Origin of the sequence: Herbaspirillum huttiense, assembly GCF_004367745.1 — a bacterium.
Classification (GTDB): Bacteria; Pseudomonadota; Gammaproteobacteria; order Burkholderiales; family Burkholderiaceae_D; genus Herbaspirillum; species Herbaspirillum huttiense.
In genome coordinates, this window is record NZ_CP037993.1 from 3506867 (window position 1) to 3527059 (window position 20193).

The window sequence follows — 20193 nt, forward strand, 5'->3', positions numbered from 1 at the left end:
CAGGAAGCACAGCGGCTCCCGCCCGGCCTGCAGGCATTACACCAGGTTCAGGGTGACGTTGATGTTGTCACGGGTGGCGTTGGAGTACGGGCACACCTGGTGGGCCTTGTTCACCAGATCTTGCGCCACGGCCTGGTCGATGCCCGGCAGCGAGATGTTCAGCTCGGCTTCGATGCCGAAACCGCCCGGGATCTGGCCGATGCCGACCTTGCCGGTGATGCTGGCATCCGCAGGCAGGGCCACCTTGGCCTGGCCGGCGACGAACTTCAGCGCGCCCAGGAAGCAAGCCGAGTAACCGGCCGCGAACAGCTGTTCCGGGTTGGTGCCGTTACCACCGGCGCCGCCCAGTTCCTTGGGGGTCGACAGCTTGACGTCCAGCACGCCGTCGGAGGACTTGGCCGAACCTTCACGGCCGCCAGTGGCGGTAGCGGTGGCGGTGTACAGGGCTTTTTCAATCTTGTTCGAAGGCATGGTATTTCCTTTCAAAGTTCAGGTTGTCGTCACCCTTGACGGGTTTCGTTCGAGGGATGTGATGCCTAAAGATTCACTTTTGGTCATCACTGGCTTGCCAATCTCTTGCTGTTTCACTTGCGGTCTTGCTGATGTTTCTGGTGTTGCTGAGGTTGCGATGTTCAGTTCAGCTGCATCAACGATATAAATAATTACCTATATTATTGCGCACAATATAAAACTCAAAGCTTGTTACATTTTCATTCATCTTCGGCATCAATCAGGCCCTTGCGGACCTGCTTCAGCTCCACCACCAGCGCCTTGATCTGGTCCAGCGCCGGCAGCATGCAACTCATCTGCTGCGGTACGGCCTTGGCCTTCTCACGCAACGCGCGGCCGCCATCGCTCAGGCTCACGACCACCCGGCGCTCATCGCCCGCATCCCGGTTGCGGTGAAGCAAACCCATGCTTTCCATGCGCTTGAGCAGCGGTGTCAGCGTACCAGAATCCAGGAACAGGCGCGTGCCCAGTTCCGAGACCGTGACGCCATCCTTTTCCCACAGCACCAGCATCACCAGGTATTGCGGATAGGTGATCTCCAGCGGGGCCAGGATCTTCTTGTAGGCCTTGGTCATGGCCAGCGACGCCGAATACATCGCAAAACACAACTGGTTGTCGAGAAGCAGGGCTTCGTCGATCAGTGCGTCCGGGAGATTCGTGGTGTGCGTCTTGTCCATGTGCTGCATATTAAACCGCTCAAAATTGAATTGCAAGCTATTTAATTTGAAAAAATTTGTCTGTGTTGTTCATTTCGCTTCGTCGGTCCCTGCGCCAAGCCGGTATCATGCGGCCTGCATCCGCATTTTCCTGCATATCGATGAATTCCCACCCCAATCTCCTGCGCTCCCTGGACCTGTTCTGCAAGGTCGTCGACAACTATGGCGATATCGGCATCTGCTGGCGGCTGGCGCGGCAGCTGGCGCATGAACACGGGCTCGCGGTGCGGCTGTGGGTGGATGACCTGGTGAGCTTCCGGCGCATCTGGCCGACGGTGGACACGCTGGCCGGGACGCAAGAGATCAGCGGCGTGACGGTGCAGCACTGGCGTGGCCAGGACGGTCAGTTCACGGCGGACGATGTGGCCGATATCGTCATTGAATTCTTCGGCTGCGAGATCCCGCCCGGCTATGTGGAAGCCATGGCGCAGCGCTCGCCCAAGCCCGTCTGGTTCAACCTGGAAGGCTTGTCCGCCGAACCCTGGGTCGAAGGCTGCCACACCCTGCCCTCCCCGCATCGCTCGCTGAAGCTGACCAAGTATTTTTTCTTCCCTGGCTTCAATGAACGAACCGGCGGGCTCAGTTTCGAAGCCGACCTGCAAGCCCGGCGGCAGGCCTTCCTGGCCAACCATGAAGGCCCGGCCTTCTTGGCCGGGCTGGGCGTGACTGCTGCCGAAGTGCAGGCCTGCAAGGTCTCGCTGTTCTGCTACGACTATGCCCCGATTGCCGAATTGTTTGCGGCTTGGCAAGCCTCGCCCGCCCCGGTTACCTGCCTGGTGCCGGAAGGCGTGGGACGCGCTGCAGTCGAGGCCTTCCTCGGCGCACCGGCGCACGCCGGAACGGTGGCCACGCAGGATGCTTTGACGGTACGCGTGCTGCCCTTCGTGGCGCAGACCGATTACGACCGCCTGCTGTGGAGCTGCGACCTCAATTTCGTGCGAGGTGAAGATTCCTTCGCACGCGCCCAATGGGCCGGCCGCCCCTTCGTCTGGAACATCTATCACCAGGACAAGAACCTGCACCACACCAAGCTCAACGCCTTCCTGAAGATTTATGACCCGGCCACGCCCGCCGTGACCGACCTCAACCGGGCCTGGAATGGCGCTTATCCGGGCGACCTCGACTGGCAGGCAGCGTGGCAGACCCTGCAGGCCGAACTGCCGGCATTGTCGGGCCAGGCTGAACAATGGGTACGAAAGCTGTTGGCAAATGGCGACTGGATGGACAATTTGCTCGGCTTCGCCCGCCGGCTCGCCCTCAAAGAGTGGAAGAGCACGGAAAATGGGTTAAAATAGCGGGCTACCGTTTTAACGCAGTTTGGAATTCAATCGTACGTGGGCTTGCGGTGAAGTTTTAGAAGTTTTACCAGTGGGCTACCGACAGTTTGAAAAAACCTACTTTTCACGACACATCGCTATGAAATTTGCAAAAGAAATCCGCGTCGGCAACATCATTATGGTCGACAGCAAGCCCATGATCGTCCTGCGCTCGGACGTCAACGGTTCTTCCCGTACCGGCTTCACCTACAAGTGGAAGATGAAGAACCTGCTGACCAACAGCCCGCAGGAAAGCGTCTTCCGTGGCGACGACAAGTTCGACGTCGTGGTGCTGGACAAGAAGCCTGTGACCTATTCGTACTTCGCTGACCCGCTGTTCGTCTTCATGGACGAAGAGTACAACCAGTACGAAATCGAAGGCGAGAACATGGGCGACGCCATCGGCTACCTGAAGGACGGCATGCAGTGCGAAGCTGTCTTCTACGACGGCAAGGCCATCTCGGTCGAAATGCCGACCACCATCGTGCGCAAGGTTGCCTACTCGGAACCGGCGGTCAAGGGCAACACTTCGGGCAACGTCCTGAAGGAAGCCAAGATCGAAAACGCCATCGAAGCCAACCAGATCACCGTGATGGTGCCGCTGTTCGTGAGCCAGGATGACGACATCGAAATCGACACCCGCACCAACGAGTACAAGAAGGTCGTGCGCGGCTGATCGTTAGCCGATGCCAATAAAAAAAACGCTGCCTGGTGCAGCGTTTTTTTATGCCTGTTTTACGGGCAAGAGATGAAGCCTGAAGCTCATCCCCCTTCCCTCACCCGCGCCAGGTCCCGCGCCGCCGCCTGTCCTTCCGCGCTGGCCCAGAAGGCCTTGTCAGCCGCCTGCAGGCGCAGGGCCGACTGCTCCATATGGCGCAAGGCCGCTGCCCGCGCGGCCTCGGCATTGCCATCATTGATCGCTTGTGCCAGCGCCGCATGTTCGGCGCGCACCTGCTGCACGAACTCGTTGCTGCGCGCTTCGTTCATGCGCGACACACGGATGGCGGCGTGCAGGAACTGGCTCAGGAACTGTACCAGCGAGGTATAAAGCGGGTTGTGCGAGGCATTGGAGATGGCAGCATGGAAGGCGAAATCCTCCTGCACGCCATCGCGCCCCGCCGCAGCCGCTGCATCGATGGCCTGCAAGGCCTGCTGGATCGCCAGGTTCTGCGCGCGCGTGCGGCGCTGCGCCGCCAGGGCGGCCATCTCCCCTTCCACCCCGCGCCGCAGCTCGATCACCCGCAGCACCGCCTGGATGGAGTCGCGGCCATCATCCATATTCAGGTCCAGCCGGAAGGGCGTGGCTTGTGTCACCGGCAGGACCACCGTGCCACTGCCCCGGCGCGAGCCGACCAACCCCTCGGACTTCAAGCGTGAAATGGCTTCGCGGATCACCGTGCGGCTCACCGAAAATCGTTCGGTCAACTCCATCTCCGAAGGCAAGCGTGCATCCGGGGCGAATTCCCCGCTGCGGATCTGCTGTGCCAGCACGCTGGTGACATGGTCGGCCAGCGTGGTCTTGCCGCGCGCGGCAGCGGCCATGGAGGCGAGCGCCGAAGCCTGCGGCCTGGAGGAGGAGGAGGAATTCTTCATGGCGCGCATGATACCGCGCAGGCATCGGCTTTTGTGACTTCCGCTTCATATTCTCAAAGTTGTATTACAACTTCCGTTATAATGCGCTGCGCGGGTTTCGCTCAAGCGTTCATATCCCCCTATTCCGACGACAGATCACGAGGAGAACACATGCATATCGTCATTACCGGCGGCGCCGGCTTCCTGGGCAGCCGACTGGCGCGCCAGCTGCTGCAGCGCGGCACTCTGACCGGCCGCGACGGCCAGCCGCAAGAGATCAAGCGCATCACCCTGCTGGACGTGGTTCCGGCCCAGGGTTTCACTGATCCGCGCATCGAAGCTGTCACCGGCGACATCGCCGACGCCGCCGTGATCGAGCGCGTCATCACGCCCGAGACGCAGTCCATCTTCCACCTGGCCGCCATCGTCAGCGGCCACGCCGAGGCCGATTTCGACCTGGGCATGAAGATCAACTTCGACGCCACCCGCGTCATCCTGGAACGCGCCCGTGCCCTGGGCACCAAGCCGCGCGTGGTTTTCACCAGTTCGGTGGCGGTGTTCGGCGGCGAACTGCCGGCCGTGGTCCCCGACAACACCCTGCTGATGCCGCAAAGCTCCTACGGTGCGCAAAAGGTCATGGGTGAACTGCTGGTGCAGGATTATTCGCGCAAGGGCTTCATTGACGGCCGTGCGCTGCGCATGCCGACCATTTCGGTGCGTCCGGGCGCGCCCAACAAGGCGGCCTCCAGCTTCGCCTCGGGCATCATCCGCGAGCCGCTCAATGGCCAGCCCTCGGTCTGCCCGGTCACGCCCGATACCCGCATGTGGCTGATGTCGCCGCGCCAGGCCATCGCCAACCTGATCCACGGCCATGAAATCAATGGCGCTGACCTGGGCCTGGCCCGCTTCCTCTCCATCGACGGCCTGTGCGTGACCGTCAAGGACATGGTCGAAGCCCTGGAACAGGTCGCCGGCAAGGAAGTGGTGCAGCTGATCGAATGGAAGGAAGACGAAGCCATCAAACGCATCGTCAATTCCTGGCCCGGTGCCTTCGAAGCCAAGCGCGCCAAGGCGCTGGGCTTTACGGCCGATGCCAACTTCGCCGATATCATCCGGGCCCACATCGAGGATGAAGTGAAGAAATAAGCTGCACATCAGCACGCAGAAAAACGAAGGGACAGCCCCGCAAGAGGCTGTCCCTTTTTGCTGCCTGGGTGATACGGATTTACTGCGCCTTGCCCAGCATGTTGAAGATGCTGGAGAAGTCCAGCTTGCCTGCCCCGTTCATGCTGTGGATGTCGTACAGATTGCGTGCCGTTGATCCCAGCGGAATGGCGCAGTTGGTGGCCAGCGCATTCTCCACGGCCAGCCCCAGGTCCTTGAGCATCAGGTCCACGCCGAATCCGCCCGCATAGCCCTTGGAGGCCGGCGCCGTGTCCATCACGCCGGGGCAAGGGTTGTAGACCTCCAGCGTCCAGTTGCGGCCCGAGCTCTTGGACATGATTTCCGACAGCACCTTGGGATCCATGCCATTGGCCATGCCCAAGCGGATCGCTTCCGACGTCCCGATCATGAGGATGCCCAGCAGCATGTTGTTGCACACCTTGACGGTCTGGCCGCTGCCGCTTTCACCGGCATGGTAGATGGCCTTGCCCATCTTCTGCAGATAAGGCTGGGCGGCCTCGAAGGCCTCCTTGCTGCCGCCCACCATGAAGGTCAAGGTGCCCGCCGTCGCCCCGTTGGTGCCCCCGGAGACCGGCGCATCCAGCATCTCGAAGCCGCGCGCCTTGGCCGCTGCCGCCACCTTGCGCGCCGCTTCCGGAGCGATGGTGGAACAGTCGATCAAGAGCGCGCCCGGCTTGGCCGAGGCCAGCACCCCGGCATCGCCCAGGTAGAGCGATTCCACGTGACGGCTGGCCGGCAGCATGGTGATGACCACGTCGGCCTTGGCCACGGCCGCCATGGAATCGGCTTCGGTCTTGCCGCCGACCTCCACCAGCTTGTCCACGCTGGTCTTGACGAGGTCGTGTCCGCTGACCGAAAAACCGGCCTTGACCAGATTCTGCGCCATCGGCAAACCCATATTGCCCAGGCCGATGAAGACGATATTGGCGCTCATGCTGCTCTCCTTACTTCAGGGTGATGGTGGTGTTGACCTGGCCTGCTTCTTCATCGGGCGCGTACCAGCGTGCGGTGACGGTCTTGGTCTGGGTCCAGAAGGTCACGGCCTGCTTGCCGTTGGGGCCGAGGTCGCCCAGCTTGGACGCGCGCGAACCGGTGAAGCTGAAGTAGGCCACCGGCACGGGGATGGGCACGTTGATGCCGACCTGGCCGACGTCGATCTCGTTCTGGAACTTGCGCGCCGCATAGCCCGAGCTGGTGAAGATGGAAGTCCCGTTGCCGTTCGGGTTGGCGTTGATGAAGGCAATGGCTTCATCGAGGGTTTCCAGTTCGACGATGCACATGGCCGGGCCAAAGATTTCCTGGGCGTAGATGTCCATCTCGGGCTTGACGCCGGTGAAGACGGTCGGTCCCACGAAGTTGCCGTTCTCGCTGCCGGCCACCTTGCAATTGCGGCCATCGAGCAGCAGCTTGGCGCCCTGCTCCACGCCGCTGGCGATGAGGCGTTCGACACGTTCCTTGGCCGCCTTGGAGACCAGCGGGCCGACATCGGCCTTGCGGTCGGTGCCGGGTCCGACCTTCATGGCCTTGGAGCGTTCGACGATCTCGGGAATCCATTCGCGTGTCTGGCCCACCAGCACCACCACCGAATTGGCCATGCAGCGCTGGCCGGCCGCACCGAAGGCCGCACCCAGCAGGTTGTTGATGGCCTGGTCCTTGGGGGCATCGGGCAAGACGATGCAGTGGTTCTTGGCGCCCATCATGCACTGGGCGCGCTTGCCGGCTTCGCTGGCGCGGCGATAGATCTGGGTGCCGACATGGGTGGAACCGATGAAGGACACCGCCTTGATGTCGGGATGGTCGCAGATCATGTTGGCCACGTCCGGACCGCCATGCACCACGTTCAACACGCCCGGCGGCAGGCCGGCCTGGTTGGCCAGCTCGACCAGGAACAGCGAGGAAGTCGGGTCCTGCTCGGAGGGCTTCAACACGAAGGTATTGCCGCAGGCCACGGCGATGGGGAACATGAAGCAAGGCAGCATCACCGGGAAGTTGAAGGCGGTAATGCCGGCCCCCACGCCGAGCGGCTGGTAGAGCGTGTAGACGTCCACGCCGCCGGCCACGTTCTCGGCCAGTTCGCCCAGTTGCAGCGAGGTGATGGAGCAGGCATGTTCCACCACTTCCAGGCCGCGCATGACTTCGCCTTCGGCGTCCGGCAGGGTCTTGCCGTGTTCGCGAGTGATCAGTTCGGCCAGCGGGGCGATGTTCTCGCGCAGCAGTTGCTGGAACTTCAGCATGATGCGCATGCGCTGCGCCAGTGAAGTATTGCGCCAGGTCTTGAAGGTTTCCTTGGCGTTGGCCACGGCCCGGTCGACTTCTTCCTTGGTAGCGAAAGGCACGCGGGCCACCACTTCCTGGGTGGCCGGGTTCAGTACGTCGCGCCACTCCTTGGAAGTGGACTGCACCTTTTCACCGTTGAGGTACAGAGGAACGTTGGGGATGTTGGCTTGGCTCATTGCAATTTCCATTGTGAAGAGGTGAACAGGATGGGGAGAGCAAGGCCGGGAGCAACTCCCGGCCACAGGCATTACTGCTTGACCAGCGGGCAGGCCGCGTCCATCGGACGGAAGGCCTGCTGGGCCGGGATCACCGACAGCAGCTTCAGGTAATCCCACGGGGCCTTGGACTCGGCCGGGCTCTTGACCTGGTACAGGTACATGTCGTGGATCACGCGGCCATCCGGACGGATGGAGGCATTGCGCATGACGGCGTCGGAGATCGGAATTTCTCGCATCTTCTGCGCCACCACTTTCCAGTCCGAGGTCTTGGCGGCCGCGCGCGCCTTCAGGAACTGGTAGACGCTGGAATAGACACCGGCCTGCACCATGGTCGGCTTGATGTTCTTGAACTGCGCTTCGAAGCGCTTGGAGAAGGCGCGGGTCTGCTCGTCGTAATCCCAGTAGAAGCCATCGGTGTAAACCAGGCCTTGCGCGGCCTCCAGCCCGAGCGCATGCACATCCGACAGGAACACCAGCAGCGCCACCAGGCGCTGGTCCTTGCCGCCGACGGCAAAGGAACGGGCCTGCTTGATGGCGTTGACCACATCGGTGCCGCCGTTGGCCAGCCCGATCACCTGGGCCTTGGAGGCCTGCGCCTGCAGCAGGAAGGAGGAGAAGTCCGAGGCATTGAGCGGATGGCGCACCGAACCCACCACCGTACCGCCATTGGCCTTGACCACATCGGAGGCATCCTTCTCCAGCGAATGGCCGAAGGCGTAGTCCACCGTCACGAAGTACCAGGACTTGTTGCCCAGCTTGGTCAGCGCCGCTGCCGCACCGGCCGCTTGCGAGTAGGTGTCGAACATCCAGTGGAAACCGTTGGTGGCGCATTCGGCCGTCGTCAGCGCACCGGTGGCCGGGCCGCTGTACATGGCGATGCCGCCCTTTTCCTTGATCAGCTTCTGCACCGCCAGCGCCACCGAGGAATTGGTGAGATCGGCGATGGCCTCGACCTTGTCGCGGTCCAGCCATTCGCGGGCGCGCGTCACGCCGACGTCGGGCTTGTTCTGGTTGTCGGCCGAGAGGATCTCGATCTTCATGCCCTTGCACTCATTCTTGAGGCAGTCTTCCACCGCCATTTTCGCGGCCACCACCGAACCCTGGCCGCCCATGGCCGAGTAGGGGCCGGACATGTCGGTGAGCACGCCGATCTTGACGGTGTTGGCATCCTGGGCAAGGGCGGGAATGGCGGTCATCGCAGTGGTGGCCAGCGACACCGCACAGGCCACGGCCGCAGCCGTGAGGGAACGGCTGAAAGCGTTCTTGGACATCTTGTCTCCTTGATCTTGTGATTGTTGTCGGACCTGCCCGCGTTCATGGACGCCGGGTCTTGCCGTTGTCTCCTGCCGTCTGTCGCCTCTGTCTTCCCGGGCGGCATCACGGCCCCGCTATTCTGCATGTGCGTATTTATCGATACAATAACCACAAAGACAAAACGCTTTTGCATTGATGCACATCGGCGGCGATGCAACCATGGAGACCACATGCTGGACTGGGACAACCTCAGGATCTTTCTCGAACTCACCCGCAGCCAGGGCCTGGTGGATGCCGCCAAGAAGCTGGGCATCGACCACTCCACCGTCTCGCGCCGCATGAAGCGCTTCGAGGAGCAGGTCGGCAGCCAGCTGTTCGACCGCAACAACCACGGCTACAAGCTCACCGCCGACGGCTACCGGCTGGTGGAATATGCGGAGCAGGTCGAAAGCACCCTCTATGCCGCCACTGAAGAACTGGGCGGACACAACAGCAAGCTCTCCGGCCAGGTGCGGCTGGGCGCGACCGAAGGCTTCGGCACCTTCGTGCTGGCACCGCACATCGCGCATTTCTGTGCCCGCAATCCCCACATCACGGTGGACATGCTGCCGATGCCGCGTTTCGTGAATCTGTCCAAGCATGAGGCCGACATCAGCGTGTCGATCGAACGGCCGCTGTCGGGTAATTACGTGGTCACAAAACTGTCCGACTATGTCCTGAAGCTTTATGCTTCACGTGAGTACCTGGACAGGCACGCGCCGATTCACACCATGGATGACCTGGCGCAACATAACTTCATCGGCTACATCGATGACCTGGTCTTCAGTGAAGAATTGCGCTACAAGGATACGGTGGCACCGGACGCTTTCCGGGCCTTCCGCAGCACCAGCGTGGTAGCGCAATACACGGCGGCCTGCGCAGGCCGCGCGCTGGCGATCCTGCCCTGCTTCCTGGCGCAGCAGTCCGACGAGCTGGTGCCGGTACTGCCCGAACAGATCGCCATCACCCGCACCTTCTGGCTGGTGGCTTCCAGCGAGCAGCGCCATGTGGCGCGGGTATCAGCCCTGTGGAGCTACCTGCGCGACTGCGTGGAGCTCAACCGCGACTTCCTGATGGGACAGTCGCGCCGGATGCGCTGGCTGGAGTGAATCCTGCCCAAGCGAGCCCGCAACAAGATGTGTTTCAACCCGGCCGCCCGGTCCCTCCCCGCGCCGGCGGCCTTATCCCAAGGAGATGACGATGGCTGCAAAGAAAATCCTGCTCTTGACCGGTGATTTCGCCGAGGATTATGAAACCATGGTGCCCTTCCAGGCCCTGCAGATGGTCGGCCACACTGTGCACGCGGTCTGCCCCGGCAAGAAAGCCGGCGACAAGATCAAAACCGCCATCCACGACTTCGAAGGCGACCAGACCTATACCGAGAAGCCCGGCCACCAGTTCGCCCTCAACGCCAGCTTCGACGATGTCAGCGCGGCAGGCTATGACGCGCTGGTAGTGGCCGGTGGCCGCGCCCCGGAATACCTGCGCCTGAACCCCAAGGTGATCGAGCTGGTGCAAGCCTTCGCCAAGGCTGACAAGCCCATCGCCGCCGTTTGCCACGGTCCGCAGGTGCTGGCTGCGGCGGGCGTGCTGGAAGGCAAGAAGGTCTCGGCCTATCCGGCTTGCGCGCCGGAAGTAAAGCTGGCCGGCGGGCAATTCGCCGATATCGCCGTGGATGCCGCCATCACCGACGGCAAACTGGTCACGGCCCCGGCCTGGCCGGCACATCCGGCGTGGCTGGCGCAGTTCCTGCAGGTGCTGGGCACGCGCATCGAACTGTAAGGGCTGGACCCTCAGGCGGGGAGCGGCTTGCAGGGCCATGGCTCCCCGCGCAAACGCGCTGGTTTTGCTTGTTTCTTCATTTCCCCTTCGCAGTTTCCCCCCATTTTTTCCTGCCGAGCCACAATATGCCCTGAGAACAACCGTCTTCAGGGCATGCAGCCCATTTCCACCCTCTCCCCGATGAGCGACCAGGACCGCGAGATCACCGCCACCGTCATGCGCGAACGCAGCCGGCTGGGCGGCTTCATCCGCCGCCGGGTGGCGGACGCCGGCGAGGCCGAAGACATCCTGCAGGAAGTGTTCTACGAGTTCGTCCAGGCCTACCGCCTGCCGGAGCCGATCGAGCAGGTCAGCGCCTGGCTGTTCCGGGTGGCGCGCAACCGCATCATCGACCGCTTCCGCAAGAAGAAGGAAGAGCCCTTGCCCGAGGCGCACGACATCGAGCAAGTTGAGGGTGGCGAAGACAGCTGGCGGCTGGACCTGGTGCTGCCGGCCAGCGATGGCGGTCCGGAAGCGGCCTATGCGCGTGCGGCGCTGATCGAGGCCCTGCAGGCGGCACTGGACGAATTGCCGCCAGCGCAGCGCGAGGTCTTCATCGCCCACGAACTCGATGGCCTCAGTTTCAAGGAAATGGCTGCTGCCAGTGGCACCAGCCTCAATACCCTGCTGGCGCGCAAGCGCTATGCAGTCCTGCATCTGCGCGAGCGCTTGCAGGCGGTTTATGACGAATTGGAGATGTAATGGATCAGAACGACATGCCTCAAAATCCGCCCACCCCGGCGCGCCGCGATCGTGGCTTCCGTGGCGGGCGTGATCCGCGCCGCTGGGGCGTGAAACTGCTGCTGTGCCTGCTGTGCTTGCCCCTGCTGGGCGTGGTGGTGATGCTGCTGTGGAACTGGGTGATGCCGCCGATCTTCCCGGGCGTAGCCGAGATCGGCTTCTGGCGGGCGCTGGGATTGCTGGTGCTGTGCCGGGTGCTGTTCGGCGGTTTCCGCGGGCGGCATGGCGGTTGGCATGAGAAGCGCCGCTTCATGCAGGCGCGCTGGGAAGCGATGACGCCCGAGGAGCGCGAACGCTGCCAGCGCCGCGGCCGCCTGTTCTGCCGCGAAGAGCGCAAGTGAAGGAAAACGTCTTCTCGGGTTGAACCCGATCAGCCCAGGGCCGAGGGCTGGGGTGCCATGTTCCAGTCGCGCTCCTGCAAGCCAATCGACGTGAAGGGATCGACCAACGTGCCGGCCACCATCCGCGCCAACATTTGCGGTGCGGGCGGCACTATCGACAAGCGCGCCGCCAATTGGTCGCGCACCCAAGGCAACCACACCGAATCGGACTGGTAGAACGGCGTGAACATCGCCGACATCGCCTGGAAGGTCCGCACGTGGCGGCGTCGCGAGGCGGCATAGCGCGGCAGCGCTTGTTGCAGCGTATCGGACTGCTGCAGGGCATGAATCAGCGCCCGTGCATCGAGCAAGGCCATGTTGGCCCCCTGCCCCAGCTGCGGGCTGGTGGAGTGGGCGGCATCGCCGATGATGGCCAGCCGCTGGCCATAGGGCGAAGGCAGGGTGTGATGGCCGTAGCGCGCCAGCGTCATCTGTTCGAAGCCATCGATCTGGGCCAGATAGGGTTCACATTCCGGCCACAGCGCATGAATTCCCTCCTTCCATGCTTGCAGCCCTCGTTGCTTGAGCTGCTCCACCTGGTCCGGCTTGGTACTCCAGAAGAAGGCCACCATGGGATCATCCTGCTGCCTCGGGCGGCCGATGGGCAGCACCCCGATCATGGTGCTGGCGCGGCGATAGCGCTGTACCAGCGAATTCACACCGAACGACAGGCCGGGCTGGGCGCGCAAGGAAACCCAGAAGGCCCCATAGGGCAGGCGCTTAGGTTCGCAGCTGTTGAGCGCGTGGCGACGCAGCAGCGAACGGGCGCCACTGGCATCAATGACGAGATCAAAGGGACCGATGCGGCGGCCATCCGCAGTGCTCAGGTTGGCACCTGCGCTGCCCTGTTCCAGGCCGTTGATCTCATGGCCGGTTTCGGCTTCGATCCCTTCCCGTTGCGCCGCTTCCTGCAGGACGCCGAACAGGGCCGCACGATGGACCGCAATGCCATAGCGTCCTCCGCGCACCGCGTCATACCGCACATCCAGCACCGTCTTGCCGCTGCGGGCATCAGCTCCGTAGAGGCGGTCGATGCGCTGGCCCAGCGCGGCGATGCGCGAGAACAGACCCAGGTCTTCCAGTACTGTCAGTCCGGTGGGCTGCAGGATCAGGCCGGAACCGACTGGCGCGGCCGTGACGAAGCGTTCCAGCAAGGTGACGCGATGGCCGGCGCGCTTGAGGTAGAGCGCCATGGCCAATCCGGCCGGACCGGCGCCGGCGATGGCTACGTGCATGGATTTCATGCTTGTCCTGCTGAAGAGGAAGCGCGTGTCCAGGCGGGGGCGTCTTTTTCGAGGAAGGCGCGCAGGCCTTCCCGCCCTTCCGGGGAGGCGCGCAGGTCGGCGATGACGCCGGCCGTATATTCCGCCAGTTCAGGCGTGACCTGCAGCGGATTGGCGACCTGTACCAGTTGCTTGGCGGCGCGCATGGCCTGTGGACCGTTGGCCAGCAAGGCATCGATCACTTGCAGCACCTTGGCATCCAGTTCCTGGGCCAGCACCACTTCATGCACCAGGCCAATGGCGGCAGCGCGAATGGCCGAGAAACGCTCGCCCGAGACGAAGAAGCGGCGCGCCTGCGATACGCCCATCTTGGCGATCACGTACGGGCTGATGGCCGCTGGAGCAAGGCCCAGCTTGACTTCGGAAAGCGCAAAGAAGGCCGCCTCGGAAGCCACCACGATGTCGCAGCACGAGACCAGGCCGACACCGCCGCCCATGACCGCACCCTGGACCTTCGCCACCGTCGGTGCCGGGAAGCTGTTGAGGGTTTCCATCAGCAGTGCCAGCTTGCGGGCATCGCGCAGATTGTCCTCGCGCGAGGCGTCGGCCATGCGGCGCATCCAGGCCAGGTCGGCACCGGCGGAGAAGGACTTGCCGGTGGAGGCCAGCAGCAGGACGCGAGTACGCTTGTCGTCACGCGCCTCGTTGATGAGGTCGATCAGGTGGGCGATCAGTTGATCGTCGAAGGCATTGTGGACATCAGGGCGGTTGAGGGTCAGCGTGGCCAGGCCACGAGGGTCGATGTCGAGATGGGCGGCTGCGGTCATTTACGCTCCTGCGATCAGTGGGGTCCTGCAACGAGATTGAAGACAGAGGTGCGGTGGAGGATAGCGCAAAATCCCTGCGGCAAGTGTTACGGGGAAGACAAACACAGACTGGGTGGTCTGAAGAAAATGACGCTGTCGGGGAGCGTTCGGGGGATCGTTACGCTACCGACGACCTACGCTGGACAGGATTTCTGCTGGCCATTTCGGCTTGCTCTTGAGGTGATAGCAGACCCAGCCCAGCAAGCCATAAGGAATTGTGAACCACAAGAAGCAAAGCGCGAACAACTGCGCAAGCAGCATGAGGAAAGTGAACGGATATCGCCCCGGACCAATCAGCGGCTGGCACCAGCACAATGCGCGCAACAGGGAGCTCCCGTGGGGAACGTAGACCTGCTCGCCCTCGTTGAGCAGCGGCCCCTCATGCTGCATGAAGCGGCGGATGTGTTCCCATTGATTCAGCAGCAATTGCACCGCCAGCGAAGACACCGTGCCGCCCAAGGGGAATTGCGCGATCACCGTGTCATCTTTCGGGCCCTTGATGACTACGCAGTGCAGTGAAGCGAGGACTTGCGTGTGGTTTTTCGTGACGATGCGCGAGCGACAGACTTGGACTCTCGTGCAGGACCAGTCATAGGACTGGATGTCGTATTTGCCTCCGCCCCATAACGGCAGGAGGCTGAAGAGCGAGGTCCTGTCGGTGAAGACATGGACCTTTCCGGCTGCGCGGTCGAAGAGGATTGGGGCGTAGCGGTAGCCGGATGTCTCAAGCCGCACGGCGCACCATATCATCAGGCCCAAGATGCACAGCAAAAAGAGTCTTATAAAATCCCAAAATATATCTATCCTTCCGTTGACGAGACCGGTGAAAGTCACGGAGAAAAGAAAAACAAAACCTACCGACGAGAATAGAGCGCTAAACATCATCAACCCCGTAATAGACGCGGCTCCATCCGCGTAAGCCAATCCATGTGGATGGACTTCCATGATGAAGTTACCGGAATGCGGTGTACGGCTAACGCTCAGGCTATGCGGTGGAAGCAAGATGGCTTCATCACCCAATCCCTTGAATGCCGGATTTGAATTCAATCCAAAAAACACGTCGCTGGCAGGCTCGCCGGTCCAGTGATACAGGACGAATTCGCTTTCATGCGGCAATATATCGAGCGATACGTCGATATCCTCGACGGTGGGCCTTGTGCGTGATTGTCGTTCGCGGCGATGATTTTTCTTCATGATGAGAATCCCGATAGTTAAACGCGTTTGAGTTCAAAGGCATCTTGGGCAAACGGCGCTCGCGGAACTTGCTCATAAAGGCGGTAAGTCAAATGTGCGGACCGCGCTGCGTTCCAGGTTTTAGCATCCAACGGCATCTTGATATCGAAGACATAGCGTCGGCTATCTGCATCCAGCACCATCAACGCCGACTCTTCCGCCGTTCGGCCAAGATTTTCCGGCAGCAATTGCAAGGTATAGGCGACCCGTGGTGCCTGTCCTTCATGGACAACCTCAATGCGGGCCTGGAGGACGTTATCGCTGAAGTAATTTTTCGACCAGGTCAGAGACGCCTTGACACCGACTGACAGCGATTGAAAACCCTTCACTTCAGCCGCCAATCCGCGCTCGCTCCACGTCAGCATCTCCTCGAGATTTCTCTTATCGAGCGGCTCTTCAGTCGCTGCGAAGCGTGTTTCAGTACGCTCGCTTTTGCCCCAGTAACAGCGTTTCAAGAAAATTTCGTTCAAATCGTCTTCAAGGCTCTCAGCATATAGAGCAAAGGCAAAACCTGCGATTCCCAAGAGAATCCCAATTCCTGTAGCAGTCGCGGCAGCCATCGTTGCGCTCGCCGCACCGCCCAGTCCGACCACGATGGCTCGTGAAATCACGAATCTCGACACAGTAGCGTTGGCAAAAGCGATAGTGATGCCGCCTGATGCCGAAATAGCAGAGACGCCAAAAAATCCAGCGCTAGCACTGTATGCGTTGGCAGCAGCTCGCTCTCCTCTTGCGTTCCTAGAAGAGTATTTTGCTATCGCCGCAACCATATCAAACCCAGAAGCCGCCGCCCCGGCCATCCCAGACAACAGACGCAAAACAGAGGCCGCCATAAGACTGCTGGAAAGCACCAGCTTGTTCCCCGCTCTCCTGATTTCCACCGCCGCCGCAGAAATTCCGAACGCCCCCTCCAGCAAACCAGCGGTACTGCCCATCACGGACATGAGCGTATCCACATAGGCATCGCCTTCCTCCTGATCGAGCTTGTTGAGCGCCGCCGTCAGCGCGGCCATCTGCACAGAGGCCAACACCAGCGTGATCTTCCCCTGACGCGACCAGAGCGCCTGTCGGCCGGCCTTGGCCAGGCTGGCCTGTTCGCCCAGCAGCTTGAGCGCGGTGGATTTCGGCAATTGGAATCGCTCAGACAAATGTCCCAGTTGCCCGTCCCCCACGACTTCGACAAGCTGCTCCTGCTGACGCCCGGCATGCGCTTTCAACTCCGCAAGCTTGCGCTCGGTCACCACCACCGGAAAATACTCCGGCAACTGCAAGCCGCGCGCCTGGTGCTTGGCCAGCTTGCGCAAGGCATCCCGGCTCTGGTGGCGTGTCGTGCGATCGGTACCGACCTTGGTTTCCATGGTCATCCCCAGCGAAGCCGGACGCACGCCCTGCACCATCGCATCCAGCGCCTCGCCGATGGGCAACTTTACGGAGATCGTCACATACCGTTCCGTAGCAGGATTCATCATCATCTCCATGATGGCGGCGGTGCGAACCTGGATGGTGATGACGCGCTGAACCTGAGTGACGTTGGCCACCGGTGCGCCCAGTCTGGTCGCCTGCTTGGGGTCCAGCAAGGTGGCCTGCAAATGGACCGCCTGCTCCTGCACCTGCAACAAGCTGTGGACATGCGCTTCATGCAGCTTGCGCTGGGCTTGCAATACCTCCTTGATCGCTTCAGGCAACTGGTTGACCAATCCATTGATCTTTTCGCTGACATCCTTGCGCTTCCCGGGGTCGGAGAGGATGGCCTCGTACAGATCCCATGGTTCGAGCATGGCCTGCTCCAGCCAGGTCACGGGGGCCGCCGGGTCTTTGCCATACGCCCGTGCCAATTCCCTGGACGAGCTCACTGAAATCGCGCCGCCGCCCCAGGCCTTCTCCACGGCACCCAACCGGTCCAGATATTCGAACACCTGCTGCACGACGCTGCCATACGCGCTCGACACAGCGGTGAGGGACAGGTTCTGATCGAAGTCATGGCGCAAGGTCACCGCCAGCGAGCCGCTGGTCAGCCAGCGCACATGGTCGCCATCCAACCGGGCGACATACGTCTCCCAGCGCGCCATGCCCGCCCGAAACTCCTGGCGGAATTGCTCAAGCTCCTCCATGCGCAACTTGCCCCGGTAACGCTCGATCCGTGAACGGGCGTTTTGTTCGGCAACGGACTCCAGTTTCTGCTCGATCTGCGCCGGCGGCGGTGTGACGCGATAGGTCCCCGGCTTGCTATCGTTGCGCGTGATCTTGGTCCCAAGTGGGTAGTAGGCTTTGCCACTGGCCTGCTCACGGGCGCGGATCTGCTCAATCTCGGCTTCACTGATGATGTGATGGTGGCGGTAGCCGCCAGCCTCTTGAAGTGTCTTCTGGTCCGCCAGCCGGGTGGCAACGACCCAGCTCTCGATCATCTCGACATGCAAGGCCGAGCGCAGTTTCCAGCTGCGCAAGGGATCAAAGCCAGTACCGTCGGAGTGCGGCCCCCCGGCGGCCCAGGCCTTTTGCGATTCCAGCGCACACAGGCGCAGATGATTGTGCTGCTCGATCACGCCCACGTCATCGGGCAGCATCACCAGCAGCGACTTGTTGACGTACAGCGTGGGATGATCGAGTTTCTCGGTGGCGCGCACCGCCTTGTCCATGGCCGCGGCTTGCCCGAAACGCTCGTTGTCCAGCGGCTTGAGCGCGAACTCGAACCCTTTGACGAAGGCGGCGCCACCCTCCTTCACGAAGTCAGCAACGTGTTGTTCCAGATTGGCTGCATTGAGCGGCAGGCATCCAGATTGGGGAAACTCCCCCTGCTTGATCCACTTTGCTGGATAGATCTCGCGGCCACGTAGCGTACGCAATTTTTCTTTCCTCACTGCTTTGCCGTCTGGCCCCGGCAGATCCACCATGGGATTATCCGCATAGCGCTGCAGTACTGGAGGCGACCACAACCGGGGCGTAAAAGCCAGCCATACGCTCTGTACATCCTTGGCACCGTTGATGCTGATCAGAGGCGCTTCCAGATTGGCGGCCCCGCGTGAACAGGTCTTCGGGGCCGCAGCCGTCAGGAAGCCGGTGACCAGCGCCGCATATTGCTTGACACTGACCTGGTGCATGATCTTGCGCGTCAGGCCGTTGCCCATGACTTGCCAGATATCCCAACGCTGGCTCTGCACGAAGTACAGCATCAGGTAGCCGCTGCGAGCCAGGCGCGCCACCGGCACGGTCGCCTCGCGCTTGATCCCGGCAAACCCCGGATCAAGTGCGGCTTGCCATTGATAACCCGCGCGCTGCAGCGTATTGGCATGCTCCAGCGGTGCGACCGAAGGTGTGACGATGAGCAATTGCAGGTCGGCGCGCCGACAGGTCTGACAATTGGCACTCACGCAGAGCGGTGCTGCCCCTGCGGTAGCATTGATTGCATTTCCGATGACCTTTTCGCGGGTCGCGATGGCGGATTCCGTCATGTAGTTTCCTGATGTGGAGAACCGGCGCTTATGGAAGCCAGCGTGTGGGCAGGGGGCGGGACCAGCAGCGTAACGGCAGCTCCCAGAGACGTTGAGCCAGGCTGTCGCCGTGGCGCGCTGCATCGCTGAGCAGGGCGCCGAATTCGGCGCTTTCGGTGAATTCGGGAGGCATTTGCATCGCAGTGAGCACGCACAGCGACAGGTTTTCTCCATCAAGCCCAAATTGCCGCGCACGACTCACCTGGGCGTGCAAGCGTTGCAGGGGGTGCTCCCCAAACGCCATGGCGGTATCCAGACACAAGTCACGCCACTGCGCCAGCAGCCGCTGAACGATCGGAAGATGATCCAGACGTTGCCATTGGACGTCGTCCAGGGGAAACCCTTGTGGCTGAGGACGAATGGATGCACCCTCGCCTGCCTCGACGCCAGCTATCGATTGGAGTTGGCCCAGATCATCGTGAAACAGCCAGGTCGCCTCTCCCGCCAGGGCCAACCGCTGGTCTGGCGCAAGCATGGGCCAGAGCGTCTGGAGGCATTCGGGGATATACCAGGCGATCCAGCGCCGTTGACCATCCTTGCGAACGCCAACGGAGGCAGCATTGATTCGCCTGCTCAGCGTGGCTGGCTCGTCGGGAGTGATGATCCACCCGCAGACGGCCCGCTCGGCCTGGCCTGGATCATCATTGGCATGCAGTACGTTGACGCGTTGGCCGAGCACGGTTTCCGCGTAGGACTGCGTGATGCTGGCTTCCAGCAGAGGATCATCGATCGGGTTATCGGTCTCGCCAGTTCCTCGCCCGCCAGCAAGACCAACCAGCTGGATCAGACGGGGCAGCTTGTTGAGTGCCCATCGTTGTGCAGCGGTGAAGGCTGGCTGGATCAGCAGCGGCAAGAGCGCATCGGCCTCTGCCAAGGACAAGGGATCATTTAATTCGGGGGCATAGAGCAAATAGAGCCGCGGCTGGTCATGTTGCTGCAGGGAAGAGCTCAATGCGTCAAGGAGAGTACGACGGAATTCGGATAGGGTGGGTTGGCGGGGAGAATCCATGCTTCGATAGGCACGTGGCGCAAACACGTTAGGGGACGGCCATTTTGTGTTTTTTGCGCCGACGGATATATCGAAAAGGATCTAGATTTTGGAGTTTCTGAGACGAGAGAAGAAACGGGATGAGGATGGACGTGAAGAAGGGTTCGACTTTCTGGTGAAGAAAGGGAATCTTAAGATCAGAGGTGAAGGGTGCTAGGTAGGGGAAGCCCGCTTGAGCGAGCTTTCGGCTGGCTGGGGTGGCTTGGATTGCGTTCGGTGCGCGCTCAATCGTAGGCTAACGCTCGCTGCGCGAGCGAGGGATTCGCCCACGTGCCGCGGGCCCGGTTTCGCTTGCAAGCGAAACCT

General features: G+C 61.7%; 18 protein-coding genes. 7 read left to right on the forward strand and 11 right to left on the reverse strand.

Going from position 1 to position 20193, the window contains the following annotated elements; translation table 11 throughout:
- Nucleotides 1–36: 36 nt before the first annotated feature.
- A complete protein-coding gene (locus E2K99_RS15735; RefSeq protein WP_039785041.1) occupies nucleotides 37–471 on the reverse strand; it encodes an organic hydroperoxide resistance protein in 435 nt (144 codons plus the stop codon).
- A gap of 239 nt (nucleotides 472–710) precedes the next feature.
- Entirely contained in the window at nucleotides 711–1196 is a 486-nt protein-coding gene (locus tag E2K99_RS15740; RefSeq protein ID WP_034331832.1) for a MarR family winged helix-turn-helix transcriptional regulator, read from the reverse strand.
- Between the two features lie 131 nt (nucleotides 1197–1327).
- Between E2K99_RS15740 and earP the strand changes: the two genes are divergently transcribed.
- Together earP and E2K99_RS15750 are read left to right on the forward strand one after the other, a co-directional pair.
- Nucleotides 1328–2521, forward strand: coding sequence for an elongation factor P maturation arginine rhamnosyltransferase EarP (gene earP / locus E2K99_RS15745; RefSeq protein WP_134222823.1), 1194 nt, complete (start codon nucleotides 1328–1330; stop codon nucleotides 2519–2521).
- Between the two features lie 121 nt (nucleotides 2522–2642).
- Nucleotides 2643–3218, forward strand: a complete 576-nt coding sequence (locus E2K99_RS15750; RefSeq protein WP_017451702.1) for an elongation factor P — start codon at nucleotides 2643–2645, stop codon at nucleotides 3216–3218.
- A gap of 86 nt (nucleotides 3219–3304) precedes the next feature.
- Here the strand turns inward: E2K99_RS15750 and E2K99_RS15755 are convergent, their stop codons facing one another.
- Nucleotides 3305–4144, reverse strand: coding sequence for a FadR/GntR family transcriptional regulator (locus E2K99_RS15755; protein ID WP_134222824.1), 840 nt, complete (start codon nucleotides 4142–4144; stop codon nucleotides 3305–3307).
- A 141-nt stretch (nucleotides 4145–4285) separates the two neighbouring features.
- On the opposite strand from E2K99_RS15755, the gene denD reads away from it, so the two are divergent.
- On the forward strand, nucleotides 4286–5260 hold the full coding sequence (gene denD / locus E2K99_RS15760; RefSeq protein WP_034331837.1) for a D-erythronate dehydrogenase: 975 nt from the start codon (nucleotides 4286–4288) through the stop codon (nucleotides 5258–5260).
- A 79-nt stretch (nucleotides 5261–5339) separates the two neighbouring features.
- Here the strand turns inward: denD and mmsB are convergent, their stop codons facing one another.
- From mmsB to E2K99_RS15775, 3 genes are all read right to left on the reverse strand, one after another.
- Nucleotides 5340–6233 carry a 3-hydroxyisobutyrate dehydrogenase gene (gene mmsB, locus E2K99_RS15765; protein WP_134222825.1) on the reverse strand — a complete coding sequence of 298 codons (894 nt, stop codon included), beginning with the start codon at nucleotides 6231–6233 and terminating at the stop codon, nucleotides 5340–5342.
- Between the two features lie 10 nt (nucleotides 6234–6243).
- Nucleotides 6244–7752, reverse strand: a complete 1509-nt coding sequence (locus E2K99_RS15770) for a CoA-acylating methylmalonate-semialdehyde dehydrogenase (RefSeq protein WP_134222826.1) — start codon at nucleotides 7750–7752, stop codon at nucleotides 6244–6246.
- 71 nt (nucleotides 7753–7823) lie between these two features.
- Nucleotides 7824–9065 (reverse strand): ABC transporter substrate-binding protein, encoded by a 1242-nt coding sequence (locus E2K99_RS15775; RefSeq protein WP_134222827.1) that lies wholly within the window; start codon nucleotides 9063–9065, stop codon nucleotides 7824–7826.
- 213 nt (nucleotides 9066–9278) lie between these two features.
- On the opposite strand from E2K99_RS15775, the gene E2K99_RS15780 reads away from it, so the two are divergent.
- From E2K99_RS15780 to E2K99_RS15795, 4 genes are all read left to right on the forward strand, one after another.
- Nucleotides 9279–10196 (forward strand): LysR family transcriptional regulator, encoded by a 918-nt coding sequence (locus E2K99_RS15780; RefSeq protein WP_134222828.1) that lies wholly within the window; start codon nucleotides 9279–9281, stop codon nucleotides 10194–10196.
- A gap of 91 nt (nucleotides 10197–10287) precedes the next feature.
- Nucleotides 10288–10869: a DJ-1/PfpI family protein gene (locus E2K99_RS15785; protein ID WP_034329926.1), complete on the forward strand. Its 582-nt coding sequence runs from the start codon at nucleotides 10288–10290 to the stop codon at nucleotides 10867–10869.
- A 153-nt stretch (nucleotides 10870–11022) separates the two neighbouring features.
- Nucleotides 11023–11610 (forward strand): RNA polymerase sigma factor, encoded by a 588-nt coding sequence (locus E2K99_RS15790; protein WP_034329923.1) that lies wholly within the window; start codon nucleotides 11023–11025, stop codon nucleotides 11608–11610.
- Complete coding sequence (locus E2K99_RS15795) at nucleotides 11610–11990, forward strand: hypothetical protein (RefSeq protein WP_134222829.1); 381 nt, start codon at nucleotides 11610–11612, stop codon at nucleotides 11988–11990. The genes E2K99_RS15790 and E2K99_RS15795 overlap by 1 nt, the downstream gene beginning before the upstream one ends.
- A 29-nt stretch (nucleotides 11991–12019) precedes the next feature.
- On the opposite strand, the gene E2K99_RS15800 is transcribed toward E2K99_RS15795, so the two are convergent.
- The 5 genes from E2K99_RS15800 to E2K99_RS15820 all read right to left on the reverse strand — a co-directional run bounded on the left by E2K99_RS15800 (nucleotide 12020) and on the right by E2K99_RS15820 (nucleotide 19848).
- Complete coding sequence (locus tag E2K99_RS15800) at nucleotides 12020–13273, reverse strand: FAD-dependent oxidoreductase (protein WP_134222830.1); 1254 nt, start codon at nucleotides 13271–13273, stop codon at nucleotides 12020–12022.
- Entirely contained in the window at nucleotides 13270–14079 is an 810-nt protein-coding gene (locus tag E2K99_RS15805; protein WP_134222831.1) for an enoyl-CoA hydratase-related protein, read from the reverse strand. The genes E2K99_RS15800 and E2K99_RS15805 overlap by 4 nt, the downstream gene beginning before the upstream one ends.
- Nucleotides 14080–14241: 162 nt before the next feature.
- Nucleotides 14242–15312, reverse strand: a complete 1071-nt coding sequence (locus tag E2K99_RS15810) for a DUF6708 domain-containing protein (protein ID WP_240733732.1) — start codon at nucleotides 15310–15312, stop codon at nucleotides 14242–14244.
- Between the two features lie 17 nt (nucleotides 15313–15329).
- The gene (locus E2K99_RS15815) at nucleotides 15330–18800 is read right to left on the reverse strand and encodes a T6SS effector BTH_I2691 family protein (protein WP_134222832.1); all 3471 of its coding nucleotides are present in this window, start codon (nucleotides 18798–18800) and stop codon (nucleotides 15330–15332) included.
- A gap of 28 nt (nucleotides 18801–18828) precedes the next feature.
- A complete protein-coding gene (locus E2K99_RS15820) occupies nucleotides 18829–19848 on the reverse strand; it encodes a hypothetical protein (RefSeq protein WP_134222833.1) in 1020 nt (339 codons plus the stop codon).
- Between the last annotated feature and the right edge of the window lie 345 nt (nucleotides 19849–20193).

What these genes read in the sequence shown, in the direction of transcription:
- E2K99_RS15735 (WP_039785041.1), bottom strand. Translation starts at nt 471, where the DNA reads ATGCCTTCGAACAAGATTGAAAAAGCCCTGTACACCGCCACCGCTACC.
- E2K99_RS15740 (WP_034331832.1), bottom strand. Translation starts at nt 1,196, where the DNA reads ATGCAGCACATGGACAAGACGCACACCACGAATCTCCCGGACGCACTG.
- earP (WP_134222823.1), top strand. Translation starts at nt 1,328, where the DNA reads ATGAATTCCCACCCCAATCTCCTGCGCTCCCTGGACCTGTTCTGCAAG.
- E2K99_RS15750 (WP_017451702.1), top strand. Translation starts at nt 2,643, where the DNA reads ATGAAATTTGCAAAAGAAATCCGCGTCGGCAACATCATTATGGTCGAC.
- E2K99_RS15755 (WP_134222824.1), bottom strand. Translation starts at nt 4,144, where the DNA reads ATGCGCGCCATGAAGAATTCCTCCTCCTCCTCCAGGCCGCAGGCTTCG.
- denD (WP_034331837.1), top strand. Translation starts at nt 4,286, where the DNA reads ATGCATATCGTCATTACCGGCGGCGCCGGCTTCCTGGGCAGCCGACTG.
- mmsB (WP_134222825.1), bottom strand. Translation starts at nt 6,233, where the DNA reads ATGAGCGCCAATATCGTCTTCATCGGCCTGGGCAATATGGGTTTGCCG.
- E2K99_RS15770 (WP_134222826.1), bottom strand. Translation starts at nt 7,752, where the DNA reads ATGAGCCAAGCCAACATCCCCAACGTTCCTCTGTACCTCAACGGTGAA.
- E2K99_RS15775 (WP_134222827.1), bottom strand. Translation starts at nt 9,065, where the DNA reads ATGTCCAAGAACGCTTTCAGCCGTTCCCTCACGGCTGCGGCCGTGGCC.
- E2K99_RS15780 (WP_134222828.1), top strand. Translation starts at nt 9,279, where the DNA reads ATGCTGGACTGGGACAACCTCAGGATCTTTCTCGAACTCACCCGCAGC.
- E2K99_RS15785 (WP_034329926.1), top strand. Translation starts at nt 10,288, where the DNA reads ATGGCTGCAAAGAAAATCCTGCTCTTGACCGGTGATTTCGCCGAGGAT.
- E2K99_RS15790 (WP_034329923.1), top strand. Translation starts at nt 11,023, where the DNA reads ATGCAGCCCATTTCCACCCTCTCCCCGATGAGCGACCAGGACCGCGAG.
- E2K99_RS15795 (WP_134222829.1), top strand. Translation starts at nt 11,610, where the DNA reads ATGGATCAGAACGACATGCCTCAAAATCCGCCCACCCCGGCGCGCCGC.
- E2K99_RS15800 (WP_134222830.1), bottom strand. Translation starts at nt 13,273, where the DNA reads ATGAAATCCATGCACGTAGCCATCGCCGGCGCCGGTCCGGCCGGATTG.
- E2K99_RS15805 (WP_134222831.1), bottom strand. Translation starts at nt 14,079, where the DNA reads ATGACCGCAGCCGCCCATCTCGACATCGACCCTCGTGGCCTGGCCACG.
- E2K99_RS15810 (WP_240733732.1), bottom strand. Translation starts at nt 15,312, where the DNA reads ATGAAGAAAAATCATCGCCGCGAACGACAATCACGCACAAGGCCCACC.
- E2K99_RS15815 (WP_134222832.1), bottom strand. Translation starts at nt 18,800, where the DNA reads ATGACGGAATCCGCCATCGCGACCCGCGAAAAGGTCATCGGAAATGCA.
- E2K99_RS15820 (WP_134222833.1), bottom strand. Translation starts at nt 19,848, where the DNA reads ATGGATTCTCCCCGCCAACCCACCCTATCCGAATTCCGTCGTACTCTC.